Annotated in this window: 20 protein-coding genes; 19 read left to right on the top strand and 1 reads right to left on the bottom strand. The window is 58.8% G+C overall.

Annotated elements, in window-relative coordinates; all coding sequences use genetic code 11:
• Positions 1-12 precede the first annotated feature (12 nt).
• The 16 genes from rpsN to bfr all read left to right on the top strand — a co-directional run bounded on the left by rpsN (position 13) and on the right by bfr (position 9,648).
• Entirely contained in the window at positions 13-318 is a 306-nt protein-coding gene (gene rpsN, locus JKP78_RS12765; protein WP_003255472.1) for a 30S ribosomal protein S14, read from the top strand.
• 209 nt (positions 319-527) lie between these two features.
• Positions 528-920: a 30S ribosomal protein S8 gene (rpsH, locus tag JKP78_RS12760; protein WP_009681971.1), complete on the top strand. Its 393-nt coding sequence runs from the start codon at positions 528-530 to the stop codon at positions 918-920.
• A 12-nt stretch (positions 921-932) separates the two neighbouring features.
• Positions 933-1,466 (top strand): 50S ribosomal protein L6, encoded by a 534-nt coding sequence (gene rplF / locus JKP78_RS12755; protein ID WP_170027993.1) that lies wholly within the window; start codon positions 933-935, stop codon positions 1,464-1,466.
• Between the two features lie 10 nt (positions 1,467-1,476).
• Positions 1,477-1,827, top strand: coding sequence for a 50S ribosomal protein L18 (rplR, locus tag JKP78_RS12750; RefSeq protein ID WP_009397496.1), 351 nt, complete (start codon positions 1,477-1,479; stop codon positions 1,825-1,827).
• Positions 1,828-1,830: 3 nt separating this feature from the next.
• A complete protein-coding gene (gene rpsE, locus JKP78_RS12745) occupies positions 1,831-2,331 on the top strand; it encodes a 30S ribosomal protein S5 (RefSeq protein ID WP_003255465.1) in 501 nt (166 codons plus the stop codon).
• A gap of 2 nt (positions 2,332-2,333) precedes the next feature.
• Entirely contained in the window at positions 2,334-2,510 is a 177-nt protein-coding gene (rpmD, locus tag JKP78_RS12740) for a 50S ribosomal protein L30 (protein WP_028690238.1), read from the top strand.
• Positions 2,511-2,513: 3 nt separating this feature from the next.
• Entirely contained in the window at positions 2,514-2,948 is a 435-nt protein-coding gene (gene rplO, locus JKP78_RS12735) for a 50S ribosomal protein L15 (protein WP_170027994.1), read from the top strand.
• Positions 2,949-4,280: a preprotein translocase subunit SecY gene (gene secY / locus JKP78_RS12730; protein ID WP_003257108.1), complete on the top strand. Its 1,332-nt coding sequence runs from the start codon at positions 2,949-2,951 to the stop codon at positions 4,278-4,280. It begins immediately after the preceding gene.
• 28 nt (positions 4,281-4,308) lie between these two features.
• Positions 4,309-4,425 carry a 50S ribosomal protein L36 gene (gene rpmJ, locus JKP78_RS12725; RefSeq protein WP_002555468.1) on the top strand — a complete coding sequence of 39 codons (117 nt, stop codon included), beginning with the start codon at positions 4,309-4,311 and terminating at the stop codon, positions 4,423-4,425.
• A gap of 131 nt (positions 4,426-4,556) precedes the next feature.
• Entirely contained in the window at positions 4,557-4,913 is a 357-nt protein-coding gene (gene rpsM, locus JKP78_RS12720; protein WP_003257112.1) for a 30S ribosomal protein S13, read from the top strand.
• 18 nt (positions 4,914-4,931) lie between these two features.
• Positions 4,932-5,321, top strand: coding sequence for a 30S ribosomal protein S11 (rpsK, locus tag JKP78_RS12715; protein WP_003255454.1), 390 nt, complete (start codon positions 4,932-4,934; stop codon positions 5,319-5,321).
• A 15-nt stretch (positions 5,322-5,336) separates the two neighbouring features.
• On the top strand, positions 5,337-5,957 hold the full coding sequence (gene rpsD, locus JKP78_RS12710) for a 30S ribosomal protein S4 (RefSeq protein ID WP_087503320.1): 621 nt from the start codon (positions 5,337-5,339) through the stop codon (positions 5,955-5,957).
• A gap of 22 nt (positions 5,958-5,979) precedes the next feature.
• Complete coding sequence (locus JKP78_RS12705; RefSeq protein WP_003255452.1) at positions 5,980-6,981, top strand: DNA-directed RNA polymerase subunit alpha; 1,002 nt, start codon at positions 5,980-5,982, stop codon at positions 6,979-6,981.
• Positions 6,982-7,023: 42 nt separating this feature from the next.
• On the top strand, positions 7,024-7,410 hold the full coding sequence (rplQ, locus tag JKP78_RS12700) for a 50S ribosomal protein L17 (protein WP_003255451.1): 387 nt from the start codon (positions 7,024-7,026) through the stop codon (positions 7,408-7,410).
• Positions 7,411-7,580: 170 nt separating this feature from the next.
• On the top strand, positions 7,581-9,020 hold the full coding sequence (locus tag JKP78_RS12695) for a catalase (protein WP_200626776.1): 1,440 nt from the start codon (positions 7,581-7,583) through the stop codon (positions 9,018-9,020).
• 163 nt (positions 9,021-9,183) lie between these two features.
• On the top strand, positions 9,184-9,648 hold the full coding sequence (gene bfr, locus JKP78_RS12690; RefSeq protein WP_084857331.1) for a bacterioferritin: 465 nt from the start codon (positions 9,184-9,186) through the stop codon (positions 9,646-9,648).
• A 134-nt stretch (positions 9,649-9,782) separates the two neighbouring features.
• On the opposite strand, the gene uvrA is transcribed toward bfr, so the two are convergent.
• Complete coding sequence (gene uvrA, locus JKP78_RS12685; RefSeq protein ID WP_170027996.1) at positions 9,783-12,617, bottom strand: excinuclease ABC subunit UvrA; 2,835 nt, start codon at positions 12,615-12,617, stop codon at positions 9,783-9,785.
• A gap of 129 nt (positions 12,618-12,746) precedes the next feature.
• Between uvrA and JKP78_RS12680 the strand changes: the two genes are divergently transcribed.
• From JKP78_RS12680 to JKP78_RS12670, 3 genes are all read left to right on the top strand, one after another.
• Positions 12,747-14,141 (top strand): MFS transporter, encoded by a 1,395-nt coding sequence (locus JKP78_RS12680; RefSeq protein ID WP_186690398.1) that lies wholly within the window; start codon positions 12,747-12,749, stop codon positions 14,139-14,141.
• Positions 14,142-14,150: 9 nt separating this feature from the next.
• Positions 14,151-14,690: a single-stranded DNA-binding protein gene (locus JKP78_RS12675; RefSeq protein WP_170027998.1), complete on the top strand. Its 540-nt coding sequence runs from the start codon at positions 14,151-14,153 to the stop codon at positions 14,688-14,690.
• Between the two features lie 184 nt (positions 14,691-14,874).
• Complete coding sequence (locus JKP78_RS12670) at positions 14,875-15,333, top strand: hypothetical protein (RefSeq protein ID WP_186690397.1); 459 nt, start codon at positions 14,875-14,877, stop codon at positions 15,331-15,333.
• Positions 15,334-15,375: the final 42 nt, after the last annotated feature.

Here is a 15,375-nt window from a genome sequence, read left to right as displayed (position 1 = left end):
TGGAGTAGGAAAATGGCCAAGAAGAGCATGAAAAACCGCGAGCTGAAGCGTCAGCTCACGGTAGCCAAGTTCGCTAAGAAGCGTGCTGAGCTGAAAGCGACCATCGTCAACCTGAACGCCTCTCCTGAAGAGCGTTTCGCTGCCGTTGTCGCTCTGCAGAAGCAGCCACGTGACGCTAGCGCCTCGCGCCTGCGCAACCGTTGCCGCCTGACCGGTCGTCCTCACGGTGTATACCGTAAGTTCGGCCTGGGCCGTAACATGCTGCGTCAAGCTGCAATGCGCGGTGACGTACCGGGTCTGGTCAAGGCCTCCTGGTAATCGCTGCCGGTGTGATCCCGGTGGAAGGGGAGTAATCTTCCGACCGCCGGTGACCTCGCCAACAAACAAGCCCCTATATGGGGCTTGTTTCGTTTCTGCCTTGTGTCTAGAATGACCGGCTCACCTGAGCCTGGGTTTTTTGCCCTGCCTGCTCGGGTGGTTGTGATAGCCGCAAGGCTAATAATTCTTGTATCAGGAGCATCTAGCCCATGAGTATGCAGGACCCGTTAGCGGACATGCTAACTCGCATCCGTAATGCCCAGATGGCTGAAAAGTCCGTCGTAAGCATGCCTTCCTCCACCCTGAAGGTCGCGGTTGCCAAAGTTCTGAAGGACGAAGGTTACATCGCTGGCTACCAGGTAACTGGTGAGGCCAAGCCTTCCCTGTCGATCGAACTGAAGTACTTCGAAGGCCGTCCGGTCATCGAGGAACTGAAGCGCTCCAGCCGTCCAGGCCTGCGCCAGTACAAGTCCGTCGCAGAGCTGCCGAAAGTACGTGGCGGCCTGGGCGTGTCTATCGTCTCCACCAACAAAGGTGTGATGACTGATCGCGCTGCGCGCGCTGCCGGTGTCGGCGGCGAAGTTCTGTGCACAGTGTTCTAAGGGGAGATAGGCATGTCTCGCGTCGCTAAGAACCCCGTTAAGCTGCCAGCAGGCGTCGAAGTCAAATTCGCCGGCCAGCAGCTTTCGGTGAAGGGTGCCAAAGGCACTCTCGAACTGAACGTTCACTCGTCTGTTGAAGTTACCGAAGAAGCTGGTGAGCTGCGTTTCGCTGCTCGCAACGGTGACCAGCAAGCTCGCGCCATGGCCGGTACCACCCGCGCTCTGGTGAACAACATGGTCCAGGGCGTAAGCCAAGGCTTCGAGCGCAAGCTCCAGCTGATCGGTGTTGGTTACAAGGCACAGGCCAAGGGCACCGTCCTGAACCTGGCTCTGGGCTTCTCGCACCCAGTGGACTACGAACTGCCAGCCGGTATCACCGCTGAAACCCCAAGCCAGACCGACATCCTGATCAAGGGTATCGACAAGCAGCTGGTGGGTCAGGTGGCCGCTGAAATCCGCGACTTCCGTCCGCCAGAGCCTTACAAAGGCAAGGGTGTGCGTTACGCGGACGAAGTAGTCCGTCGTAAAGAAGCCAAGAAGAAGTAGGGCCTAGCAAATGACCGACAAAAAAGTTACTCGACTGCGTCGCGCTCGCAAAGCACGCCTCAAGATGCACGAACTCGAAGTCGTGCGCCTGTGCGTGTTCCGCTCCTCGCAGCACATCTACGCCCAGGTCATTTCGGCCGACGGCAGCAAGGTTCTGGCAAGCGCCTCGACCTTGGACAAAGAACTGCGTGATGGCGCCACTGGCAACATCGACGCGGCCACTAAGGTTGGCAAGCTGGTAGCTGAGCGTGCGAAAGCCGCCGGTGTATCTCAAGTTGCCTTTGACCGTTCCGGCTTCAAGTACCACGGCCGCGTCAAGGCGCTGGCTGATGCTGCTCGTGAAGGCGGGCTGGAGTTCTAAGTTATGGCAAATAACGATCAAAAGCGCGACGAAGGCTACATCGAGAAGCTGGTTCAAGTTAACCGCGTTGCCAAAACCGTAAAAGGCGGCCGTATCTTCACCTTCACCGCGCTGACCGTGGTAGGTGATGGCAAAGGTCGTGTTGGCTTCGGCCGTGGCAAGTCGCGCGAAGTACCTGCTGCGATCCAGAAGGCTATGGAAGCTGCTCGCCGCAACATGATCCAGGTTGACCTGAAGGGCACCACCCTGCAGTACGCCACCAAGGCTGCCCACGGCGCCTCGAAGGTTTACATGCAGCCTGCCTCGGAAGGTACCGGTATCATCGCCGGTGGCGCAATGCGTGCTGTCCTGGAAGTTGCTGGTGTTCAGAACGTTCTGGCCAAGTGCTACGGTTCGACCAACCCTGTGAACGTGGTTTACGCCACCTTCAAGGGCCTGAAAGCCATGCAATCTCCTGAATCCATTGCTGCCAAGCGCGGCAAGAGCGTTGAGGAGATCTTCTGATCATGGCAACCGTAAAAGTAACGCTGATCAAGAGCACTGCCGGCCGTCTGCCTAACCACAAACTGTGCGTTAAAGGCCTGGGTCTGCGTCGCATCGGTCACACTGTAGAAGTCCAGGATACTCCCGAAAACCGCGGGATGATCAACAAGGCTTACTACATGCTGAAGGTCGAGGGTTAATCGATGAAACTCAATGATCTGAGTCCAGCGCCGGGTTCCCGTCGCGAGAAGCATCGTCCGGGTCGTGGTATCGGTAGCGGTTTGGGCAAGACTGGTGGCCGTGGTCACAAAGGTCAGACCTCCCGTTCCGGTGGCACCATCGCTCCGGGCTTCGAAGGCGGTCAACAGCCGCTGCACCGTCGTCTGCCGAAATTCGGCTTCGTTTCCCTGAAAGCCATGGACCGCGCCGAAGTGCGTCTGTCCGAGCTGGCCAAGGTGGAAGGCGACGTGATCTCCGTGCAATCCCTGAAGGATGCCAACGTGATCGGCCAGAACGTACAGCGCGTGAAAATCATGCTGTCTGGCGAAGTCACTCGCGCAGTCACCATCAAGGGTATCGCAGCCACCAAGGGTGCGCGTGCGGCTATCGAAGCAGCTGGCGGCAAGTTCGAGGAATAAATGGCTAAGCAAGGTGCTCTCTCTTCGCTCGGTAAGGGCGGGATGTCGGAACTCTGGGCTCGTCTGCGCTTTCTGTTCATGGCGATCATCGTCTATCGGATAGGTGCGCATATCCCGGTTCCTGGCATCAATCCAGACCGTCTGGCGGATCTGTTTCGGCAGAATGAGGGGACCATTCTTAGCTTGTTCAACATGTTTTCCGGTGGCGCGCTCGAGCGCATGAGCATCTTTGCACTGGGGATCATGCCGTACATCTCGGCATCGATCATCATGCAGCTGATGACGGCGGTCAGCCCGCAACTGGAGCAGTTGAAGAAGGAAGGTGAAGCTGGCCGTCGCAAGATCAGCCAGTACACCCGCTACGGCACCGTTATCCTGGCACTGGTCCAAGCCATTGGCATGTCCATTGGCCTGGCCAACCAGGGCGTGGCGTTTTCTGTAGGTCTGGGCTTCCATGTCGTCGCCGTCTCCACCTTCGTGGCAGGCGCGATGTTCATGATGTGGCTGGGCGAGCAGATCACCGAGCGCGGTGTGGGCAACGGTATCTCGATGTTGATCTTCGCAGGTATCGTTGCCGGTCTTCCGAGAGCAATCGGGCAGTCTTTCGAGTCTGCACGCACAGGCGATATCAACATTTTCGCCCTGGTCGCTATCGGTTTGCTGGCAGTAGCGATTATCGGCTTCGTGGTGTTCATTGAGCGTGGTCAGCGTCGTATCGCCGTTCACTACGCCAAGCGTCAGCAGGGCCGCAAGGTCTTCGCTGCGCAGACCAGCCACCTGCCGCTGAAGGTGAACATGGCGGGGGTTATCCCGGCCATTTTCGCGAGCAGCATTCTGCTGTTCCCGGCTTCGCTGGGTGCCTGGTTCGGTCAGTCCGAAGGTATGGGCTGGCTGCAGGACATCTCGCAGTCGATCGCTCCTGGTCAGCCGTTGAACATTCTGCTGTTTAGTGCAGGGATCATTTTCTTCTGCTTCTTCTACACAGCGCTGATGTTCAACCCGAAAGACGTAGCGGAAAACCTGAAGAAGTCCGGTGCCTTTATTCCGGGTATCCGTCCTGGTGAGCAGTCGGCACGCTACATTGATGGCGTTCTGACCCGTCTGACCATGTTCGGTGCTCTTTACATGATGGCCGTCTGCCTTCTGCCCCAGTTCCTGGTGGTGGCAGCAAATGTGCCGTTCTACCTTGGCGGGACCTCGTTGCTGATTGTGGTAGTGGTTGTGATGGACTTCATGTCCCAAGTACAATCGCACCTCGTTTCGCACCAGTACGAATCCCTGATGAAGAAAGCCAACCTGAAAGGCTACGGTGGCAGCGGTTTGCTGCGCTGATACGCCCCTAAGGTTCGAGGAGTCGGTAATGAAAGTTCGTGCATCGGTGAAAAAGCTGTGCCGTAACTGCAAGATCATCCGTCGCGAAGGCGTCGTACGAGTGATCTGCAGCGCGGAACCGCGTCACAAACAGCGCCAAGGCTGAGTGTGATCTGCGCTTCAAACCCAGCAGCTAGTGTGCTGCTGGGTTGATTATTCGTTTCTACAGCGATATTATCTCGCGCCCTATTTCTTGGCTTCCGGGGCGTAGGTAGCTGTCAATTGGAGTCCCACTGAATGGCCCGTATTGCAGGCGTCAACATTCCAGATAACAAGCATGCTGTTATCTCGCTGACCTACATCTATGGTGTCGGTCGCACTACTGCACAGAAGATCTGTGCAGACGCTGGTGTAAACCCAGCCGCTAAGATCAAGGATCTGAGCGACGAGCAAATCGAAACCCTGCGTGGCGAAGTCGCGAAGTTCACCACCGAAGGTGACCTGCGTCGTGACATCAACATGAAGATCAAGCGCTTGATGGACCTGGGTTGCTACCGCGGCCTGCGTCATCGTAAAGGTCTGCCGGTTCGCGGTCAGCGCACCAAGACCAACGCACGCACCCGTAAGGGCCCGCGTAAGCCGATCCGCAAGTAATCGCCCAGGAATATAGACATGGCAAAACCTGCTGCTCGTCCTCGTAAGAAAGTCAAAAAGACAGTGGTTGATGGCATCGCCCACATCCATGCCTCTTTCAACAACACCATCGTGACCATCACCGACCGTCAGGGCAACGCTTTGTCCTGGGCGACCTCCGGTGGTTCGGGTTTCCGTGGTTCGCGCAAATCCACCCCGTTCGCAGCCCAGATCGCTGCTGAGCGTGCTGGTCAAGCTGCGCTGGAATACGGTCTGAAGAACCTCGACGTGAACGTCAAGGGTCCAGGTCCAGGTCGTGAGTCCGCCGTTCGTGCACTGAACAGCTGCGGCTACAAGATCGCCAGCATCACCGACGTGACGCCAATCCCGCACAACGGGTGCCGTCCGCCGAAGAAGCGTCGCGTGTAATCAGGAGACAGATAAATGGCACGTTACATTGGTCCAAAATGCAAACTGTCTCGCCGTGAAGGCACTGACCTGTTCCTGAAGAGCGGCGTTCGCGCTCTGGAATCGAAGTGCAACATCGAAGCAGCCCCAGGTATCCACGGCCAGCGCCGTGGCCGTCAGTCCGACTACGGTACCCAGCTGCGCGAGAAGCAAAAAGTTCGTCGTATCTACGGTGTTCTGGAGCGTCAGTTCCGCGGTTACTACCAGGCTGCAGCCTCGAAAAAAGGCGCAACCGGTGAGAACCTGCTGCAACTGCTCGAGTGCCGTCTGGATAACGTCGTCTACCGTATGGGCTTCGGTTCGACTCGCGCCGAATCCCGTCAGCTGGTTTCGCACAAAGCGATCAGCGTCAACGGTAAGACTGTGAACATTCCATCCTACCAAGTTCGTCCGGGTGACGTGGTCGCGGTTCGCGAGAAGTCGTCGAACCAGCTGCGCATTGTTCAAGCCCTTGAACTGTGCGCCCAGCGTGGCCGCGTTGAGTGGGTTGATGTGGATGCTGCTAAAAAGTCGGGCGTTTTCAAGAACGTTCCTGCTCGCAGCGACCTGTCTGCCGACATCAACGAGAACCTGATTGTCGAGCTCTACTCCAAGTAAGGGCTAGAAAATAGGTGCATCCATGCAGATTTCGGTAAATGAGTTCCTGACTCCCCGCCACATTGATGTGCAGGTAGTCAGTCCGACCCGCGCCAAGATCACGCTCGAGCCTCTCGAGCGTGGTTTCGGCCATACCCTGGGCAACGCGCTGCGCCGCATCCTGTTGTCCTCCATGCCTGGCTGTGCAGTAGTCGAGGCCGAGATCGATGGCGTACTCCACGAGTACTCCGCGATCGAAGGTGTACAGGAAGACGTCATTGAAATCCTGTTGAACCTGAAGGGCCTGGCTATCAAGCTGCACGGTCGTGACGAAGTTACGCTGACCTTGTCGAAAAAGGGTTCGGGGGTGGTTACCGCTGCCGATATTCAGCTGGATCACGATGTCGAGATCGTCAACCCCGATCACGTAATCGCGAACCTGGCGTCGAACGGCGCCCTGAACATGAAGCTCACCGTAGCTCGTGGTCGTGGTTACGAGCCGGCCGACTCCCGTCAAACCGACGAAGACGAAAGCCGTAGCATTGGCCGTCTGCAGCTGGACGCTTCGTTCAGCCCGGTGCGTCGTATCGCCTACGTGGTCGAGAACGCCCGTGTTGAACAGCGTACCAACCTGGACAAGCTGGTCATTGATCTGGAAACCAACGGCACCCTGGACCCTGAAGAGGCTATCCGCCGCGCTGCGACCATCCTGCAACAGCAGCTGGCCGCGTTCGTCGACCTCAAAGGTGACAGCGAGCCTGTCGTAGTCGAGCAGGAAGACGAGATCGATCCGATCCTGCTGCGTCCGGTTGACGACCTGGAACTGACTGTACGTTCGGCCAACTGCCTCAAGGCGGAGAACATCTACTACATCGGCGACCTGATTCAGCGTACCGAAGTAGAGCTGTTGAAGACTCCTAACCTGGGCAAGAAGTCCCTGACTGAAATCAAGGACGTGCTGGCCTCTCGTGGTCTGTCTCTCGGCATGCGCCTCGACAACTGGCCGCCTGCAAGTCTTAAGAAAGACGACAAGGCGACCGCCTGATCGTCGTAATCACCGAACGTAGTGTTTGGTAAGGAATGAATCATGCGTCATCGTAAAAGTGGACGTCACCTGAGCCGTACCAGCTCTCACCGCAAGGCTATGTTCCAGAACATGGCAGTGTCGCTGATCGAGCACGAGCTGATCAAAACCACCCTGCCGAAAGCCAAGGAACTGCGCCGCGTTGCCGAGCCGCTGATCACCCTGGCCAAGGAAGACAGCGTAGCTAACCGCCGTCTGGCCTTCGACCGTACCCGTTCGAAGTCCGCTGTTGGCAAGCTGTTCAACGACCTGGGCAAGCGTTACGCCACCCGTCAGGGCGGCTACCTGCGCATCCTGAAGTGCGGTTTCCGCGCTGGCGACAACGCGCCTATGGCGTACGTCGAGCTGGTTGATCGTCCGGTCGGCGGTGCTGTAGAAGCTGCTGAGTAAGACGTTCTGTCTGCTACAAAGAACCGGGCCTAGTGCCCGGTTTTTTGTTTCTGGATGTATTGTTTATTTCTATTGATACAAGTCATGTAATGAATTTGTTCTTGTAACCTTGCTCGTCAATACTCTCCACAGCCGATCAGCCGGCGCTTGTAGACCGATAAGGAGAGCCCATGAGCAAGATTCTCACCACCGCCAGCGGTGCCCCTGTAGCCGATAACCAGAATTCCCGTTCCGCCGGCCCACGCGGCCCGTTGCTGCTCGACGACTTCCACCTGATCGAGAAGCTTGCCCATTTCAACCGCGAGAACATCCCTGAGCGCCGCGTCCACGCCAAGGGCTCGGGTGCCTACGGTACCTTTACCGTCACGCGCGATATCACGGCTTACACCAGTGCCAAGCTGTTTGAGCAGATCGGCAAGCAAACCGAGACGTTCCTGCGCTTTTCCACCGTGGGTGGCGAGCGTGGTTCGGCCGACACCGAACGCGATCCGCGCGGCTTTGCCGTGAAGTTCTACACCGAAGAAGGCAACTGGGACATTGTGGGCAACAACACGCCGGTGTTTTTCATCCGCGACCCGCTGAAGTTCCCTGACTTCATCCACACGCAGAAGCGCCACCCGCAAACCAACCTGAAAAATGCGCAAATGATGTGGGACTTCTGGTCGCACTCCCCCGAGGCGCTGCACCAGGTCACTATCCTGTTCTCCGACCGCGGCATTCCGGACGGCTACCGCCACATGCACGGCTTCGGCAGCCATACCTACAGCCTGATCAATGCCGAGGGGCAACGTACCTGGGTCAAGTGGCACTTCAAGACTCAGCAAGGCATCAAGAACCTCGCCCCGGCGGATGCTGCACGCCTGGCCGGTACCGATCCGGACTACGCTCAGCGCGATCTCTTCGAAGCGATCGAGCGCGGCGACTATCCACGCTGGACCCTATGCATTCAGGTAATGAGTGAAGCCGAGGCAGCCAACCGCGACGAGAACCCCTTCGACGTCACCAAGACCTGGTCGCAGAAGGACTACCCGCTGATCGAGGTGGGTGTGCTTGAACTCAACCGCAACCCGCTGAACTACTTCGCTGAGGTCGAGCAAGCTGCATTTGGCCCAAGCAACATGGTGCCAGGTGTCGGTCTGTCGCCGGACCGCATGCTGCAAGGTCGGGTATTCGCCTACGCTGATGCGCACCGCTACCGGGTGGGTACCAACCACCAGCAGTTGCCGGTTAACGCGCCACGTTGCCCGGTTAACAGCTACCAGCGCGATGGCTCCATGGCCAGCTGCACGTACGGTAGCGCGCCGAACTATGAGCCCAACAGCTATGGCGACGCGCCGAAGCAGTCACCACGTCATGCTGAGCCCGCGCTGGCGTTGGAAGGGGCGGCGGACCGTTACAATCATCGCGAAGACAGCGATTACTACAGCCATGCCGGTGCGCTGTTCCGCTTGATGAATGATGAGCAGAAAGCCCTGTTGATCAACAACATCGCGGGAGCCATGGCAGGTGTAAGCCAAGACGTGGTCCAGCGCCAGCTGCAGTACTTCTTCAAGGCCGATCCGGCCTACGGCGAAGGGGTTGCCAAGGCTTTGGGCATCGATCTCGCCTAAGTCGAAGTGATAAGAAGAACCGCCCTCATTTGGGCGGTTTTTCAATGAATATCACTACTGTTCAGGGCTTTTTTTGCTTCTTATTGCGCATTTTTCAGTGACCGCAAGTAAAAGCTGGTTCACACTATGGGTAATAGACGTTTTCACATGGAGAAGCAGGGCGATGCAAGGCCACCCGGACGTAATCAACTACCTCGTCACGCTGTTGAAGGGCGAACTGGCTGCGCGCGACCAGTACTTCATTCACTCGCGTATGTATGAAGATTGGGGCCTGTCCAAGCTCTACGAGCGCATCAACCACGAGATGGAAGAGGAGACGCAGCACGCCGATGCCCTGATGCGTCGTATCCTCATGCTCGAAGGCACACCTGACATGCGCGCGGACGACCTGGAAGTGGGCAGCACCGTGCCGGAGATGATCGAAGCTGATCTCAAGCTCGAGTACAAGGTGCGTGCCGCGTTATGCAAAGGTATCGAACTGTGTGAGCTGCACAAGGATTACGTCAGCCGAGATATCTTGCGCGCGCAGCTGGCTGATACCGAAGAAGACCACACCTATTGGCTGGAGAAGCAGCAGGGGCTGATCAAGGCCATTGGCCTCGAGAACTACCTGCAGTCGCAGATGTAAACAGATGCTGGGGGCTGCTTTGCAGCCCTTCACGATACAAGGCCGCTCCTACAGCCGGCCGCATTTATCCGAGGATAATGCGGCGGTCTTTAGGCGCGGCCTTGTATCGATAGGGGCAAAGCGCCCCATTTCCCTCAAGCCCGATCCCGCTCCAGAAGCGGTTTCAGGTAATGCCCGGTATAGGACTGCTTCATCTCGCTGAGTTCTTCCGGTGTGCCACAGGCAATGATCTGTCCACCTTTCGAGCCACCCTCCGGCCCAAGGTCCACCAGCCAGTCCGCAGTCTTGATCACATCCAGGTTGTGCTCGATCACCACCACGGTATTGCCGTGGTCGCGCAGGCGATGCAGCACGTCCAGCAACTGCTGGATATCGGCAAAGTGCAGGCCTGTGGTCGGCTCGTCGAGAATGTAGAGGGTCTTGCCGGTATCACGCTTGGACAGCTCGCGCGACAGTTTCACCCGCTGTGCCTCGCCACCCGACAACGTAGTCGCCGATTGCCCCAGCTTGATGTAGGACAGCCCCACGTCCATCAACGTCTGTAGCTTGCGCGCGAGCGCTGGTACCGCGTCGAAGAACTCGCGGGCATCCTCGATGGTCATTTCCAGCACTTCGTGGATGTTCTTGCCCTTATACTTGATCTCCAGCGTTTCGCGGTTGTAGCGCTTGCTCTTGCACACGTCGCACGGCACGTAGATGTCCGGCAGGAAGTGCATCTCCACCTTGATCAGGCCATCGCCCTGGCAGGCCTCGCAACGGCCGCCTTTGACGTTGAACGAGAACCGCCCGGGGCCATAACCGCGCGAGCGCGATTCCGGAACGCCGGAGAACAGCTCGCGGATAGGCGTGAAGATGCCGGTATAGGTTGCCGGGTTCGAACGAGGAGTGCGGCCGATCGGGCTCTGATCGATATCCACCACCTTATCCAGGTGCTGCAGGCCATCCATGCTGCTGTGGGGCGCAGCCTCCAGGCTGCTTGCGCCATTCAGGGCGGTGGCGGCCAGCGGGAACAGCGTGTTGTTGATGAGCGTCGACTTGCCCGAACCGGACACCCCGGTCACGCAGGTCAGCAGGCCGATCGGAATTTCCAGGTCGACGTTTTGCAGGTTGTTGCCGCGCGCGCCCTTGAGCTTGAGTTGCAGCTTCTTGTTGCGCGGCGTGCGCTTGGCCGGCACGACGATCTTCTTGCGCCCGGACAGGTACTTGCCGGTCAGCGAGTCGGGGTGGGCCATGACTTCCTGTGGCGTGCCCTCGGCGACGATCTTGCCGCCATGTACGCCGGCACCGGGGCCGATGTCCACGACGTAGTCGGCCAGGCGGATGGCGTCCTCGTCGTGTTCCACCACGATCACTGTATTACCCAGGTCGCGCAGGTGATTGAGGGTGGCCAGCAGACGGTCGTTGTCGCGTTGGTGAAGGCCGATGGACGGCTCGTCGAGGATGTACATCACCCCCACCAGGCCGGCGCCGATCTGGCTGGCCAGGCGAATACGCTGTGCCTCGCCACCGGACAGGGTATCGGCGCTGCGGTCGAGGGTGAGGTAGTCGAGGCCGACGTTGACCAGGAACTGCAGGCGCTCGCAGATTTCCTTGAGGATCTTCGCGGCGATTTCGCCACGGCGACCGGTCAGGGTCAGGGCGCCGAAATAGTTGCTGGCTTCACCGATCGGCAGGTTGGTCACCGCCGGCAGGGTCTTTTCACCCACCCACACATGGCGCGCTTCGCGGCGCAGGCGAGTACCGCGGCAATCCGGGCAGGGCTGGGTGCCGAGGAACTTGGCCAGCTCTTCACGCACGGTGGCCGACTCGGTTTCGCGGTAGCGCCGCTCCAGGTTCGGCACGATGCCTTCGAACGGGTGCGAGCGCTTGACGATGTCGCCGCGGTCGTTGAGGTACTTGAAGTCGACACTCTGCTTGCCGCTGCCCTGCAGGATCACCTTCTGGTGTTCTGCCGAGAGCTCGCCGAACGGCTCTTCCAGGCTGAAGCCATAATGCGCAGCCAGCGAACCGAGCATCTGGAAGTAGTAAACGTTGCGCCGGTCCCAGCCGCGGATCGCACCTTCGGCCAGGGTGAGCTCGGCATTGACCAGGCGCTTGGTGTCGAAGAACTGCTTGACCCCCAGGCCATCGCAAGTCGGGCAGGCACCGGCAGGGTTGTTGAAGGAGAACAGCTTCGGCTCCAGCTCGCTGATGGCGTGGCCACAGACCGGGCAGGCGAAGCGTGCGGAGAAGATCGTCTCTTCGCCCGGTTCATCGTCCATCGGCGCCACCAGGGCGATGCCGTCGGCCAGTTTCAGCGCGGTTTCGAACGACTCGGCCAGGCGCTGTTGCAGGTCGGCACGTACCTTGAAGCGGTCGACTACCACATCGATGCTGTGCTTTTTCTGCTTGTCCAGCTTGGGTAGCTCATCGAGTTCGTAGAGCTTGCCGTTGACGCGTGCGCGGACAAAGCCTTGCGCACGCAGCTCGTCGAATACTGCCAGGTGTTCGCCCTTGCGCTCGCGAACCACCGGGGCCAGCAGCATCAGCTTGCTGCCTTCCGGGCGCTCCAGCACCAGGTCGACCATCTGGCTGATCGTTTGCGCCTCCAGTGGAATATCGTGGTCCGGGCAGCGCGGGGTACCGACGCGGGCATACAACAGGCGCAGGTAGTCGTAGATTTCGGTGATGGTGCCGACCGTGGAGCGGGGGTTGTGCGAGGTCGACTTCTGCTCGATGGAGATGGCCGGCGACAGGCCTTCGATGGTGTCGACGTCGGGCTTTTCCATCATCGACAGGAACTGCCGGGCATAGGCCGAGAGCGATTCCACGTAGCGACGCTGGCCTTCGGCGTAGAGGGTGTCGAACGCCAGGGATGACTTGCCCGAACCGGACAGGCCGGTGATCACGATCAGCTTGTCCCGGGGCAGGGTCAGGTCGATGTTTTTCAGGTTGTGGGTGCGTGCCCCACGAATCAGGATCTTGTCCACTGCGGCCTCGCTCGGCGGGCATAAACAAGGAAGTATACGGCGCGCTGCCAGTACGCGGCAAAGCGTCGCGTAGATGCCGTCAAGCTGTCGGACTGATAGAATCGCCGCCGGTTCACACGAGATTAATCCATGCACGACACCCACAACGAGCGCATGAGTGGCGGCGAAACCCGCGCCGCTGGCGGCCTGGCCCTGGTCTTTGCCTTTCGTATGCTGGGCATGTTCATGGTCTTGCCGGTGCTGGCCACCTACGGCATGGACCTGGCCGGTGCCACCCCTGCACTGATCGGCCTGGCCATTGGTGCCTATGGCCTCACCCAGGCCATATTGCAGATCCCGTTCGGGATGATTTCCGACCGCATCGGCCGTCGGCCGGTGATTTACCTGGGTTTGATAATCTTTGCCCTGGGCAGTGTCCTGGCGGCCCAGGCCGACTCCATCTGGGGGGTGATCGCCGGGCGTATCCTGCAGGGTGCGGGGGCGATTTCCGCTGCGGTCATGGCGCTGCTGTCCGACCTTACCCGCGAGCAACACCGGACCAAGGCCATGGCCATGATCGGCATGAGCATCGGCCTGTCGTTTGCCGTCGCCATGGTCGTCGGCCCATTACTGACACGTGCCTTTGGTTTGTCAGGATTGTTCCTCGCCACGGCGGGACTCGCCCTGGTGGGTATCCTGCTGATTGCCTTTGTCGTGCCCAATACCAACAGCATCCTGCAGCACCGCGAGTCGGGCGTGGCGCGCCAGGCTATCGGCCCGACCCTGCGCCATCCGGACCTTCTGCGCCTGGATGCGGGCATTTTCATCCTGCATGCCATTCTCATGGCCAGCTTCGTCGCGCTGCCACTGGCCTTTGTCGAGCGTGGCGGCCTGCCCAAGGAGCAACACTGGTGGGTGTACCTGACCGCGTTGTTCATCTCATTTTTTGCAATGGTCCCGTTCATCATCTACGGCGAAAAGAAGCGCAAGATGAAACGCGTGTTGGCCGGCGCGGTGAGTGTCCTGCTGCTGACGGAGATATACTTCTGGGAGTGGGCTGACGGTTTGCGCGGACTGGTGGTTGGCACCGTGGTATTCTTTACTGCATTCAACCTGCTGGAGGCATCGCTGCCTTCGCTGGTGAGCAAGGTGTCGCCGGCAGGTGGCAAGGGAACGGCAATGGGGGTTTACTCCACCAGCCAGTTCCTCGGCGCTGCCCTGGGAGGAATCCTCGGCGGCTGGCTGTTCCAGCACGGCGGGCTGAACATGGTGTTCCTCGGTTGTGCGGTGCTGTGTGCCATCTGGTTGGTCGTCGCCTTGCGCATGAACGAGCCGCCCTATGTGACCAGCCTGCGCATGCCGCTGACGCCAGAGGCAGTCCGGGAAGCCGGCCTGACCGAGCGCCTGATGGCCGTGCCGGGTGTGACCGACGCCGTTGTGGTGGCAGATGAAGCCGCCATCTATATCAAACTGGATACGAAAATTTTGGACCGTACGACCCTCGAGCGCCTGGTGAACCCGGCCTCTTCGGCGTGCGAAGCCTAGGAGAACGTTATGGCCCGTGGGGTTAACAAAGTCATTCTGGTCGGCACCTGTGGCCAGGATCCCGAAGTCCGCTACCTGCCCAACGGTAACGCCGTGACCAACCTGAGCCTGGCTACCAGCGAGCAGTGGACCGACAAGCAGTCGGGCCAGAAGGTCGAGCGTACCGAATGGCACCGTGTGTCGCTGTTCGGCAAGGTTGCCGAAATCGCCGGCGAGTACCTGCGCAAGGGTTCGCAGTGCTACATCGAAGGCAAGCTGCAGACCCGTGAATGGGAAAAAGACGGTATCAAGCGCTACACCACCGAGATCATCGTCGACATCAACGGCACCATGCAGCTGCTCGGCGGTCGTCCGCAGGGCCAGCAGCAGGGCGGTGACCCGTACAATCAAGCTGGCGGCAACTATGGCGGTGGCCAGCAGCAGTACAACCAGGCCCCACGCCAGCAGGCCCCGCGCCCGCAACAGGCTCCGCAGCGCCCAGCGCCGCAGCAGCCAGCGCCGCAACCGGCAGCTGACTTCGACAGCTTCGATGACGATATTCCGTTCTGATCAGAGCCGCTAAACAGCTGGAAAGACTAAAAGCCCAAGGCAGTTGCCTTGGGTTTTTTTTTCGAGCGAACCCGAGGCTTTAGGAAGAGCTAACCTTGAGTATCAGAGATTTCTGAAGTTCTAGTGGCGCGCAGTTTTCGCTGCCTGGATCGCTTAGTATCCACCATTTGTAATGAGGTGGGTCATGCAAAGCGGTGAGGGGGAATGCTTATTAGGTCAAGTAGACCTGAGGTCAGATGCACAAGAGTATACTGTCTCCGGTTTTTCGAAGATGTATGCAGATCATCTTGAGGGACCTGCTGGAGACCCTGTGTTTTACGGCAGGGTACTAATAGTCATTGGTTTCGCAGTGTCGGCGCTGGGCATTGGCATCAAGTTATGGGGGCCTGAGGTCATCTATTATGATCGGTTTTCAGGCCCTACCCTGTTCCAATACATACAAGCGAACTCCGGTCTCGTTGCAATGGCCGGCGGGTTGATGATGGCACGGGGCGGCAAGCAGCGGAATGAAGGTACTATTTATCCAGAGGATTTCCTTCTGTCTCGTTACAAGTTCGTAACGGAAGAGGGGCGAGATGTTAGCGGCCAGGTTTCCGTACGACACCTGGAAGGAGACAACTTCAATGTGTCTCTCAACTCGTAGTCGGTGAGTATGTCCGAACCTTATTAGTTAAAATCATCTTGA

It is taken from the genome of Pseudomonas sp. LAM2023 (assembly GCF_016620375.1).
Classification (GTDB): domain Bacteria; phylum Pseudomonadota; class Gammaproteobacteria; order Pseudomonadales; family Pseudomonadaceae; genus Aquipseudomonas; species Aquipseudomonas anuradhapurensis.
The sequence above is the reverse complement of the archived record's forward strand: the minus strand, read 5'-3'. Positions and strand labels throughout refer to the sequence as shown.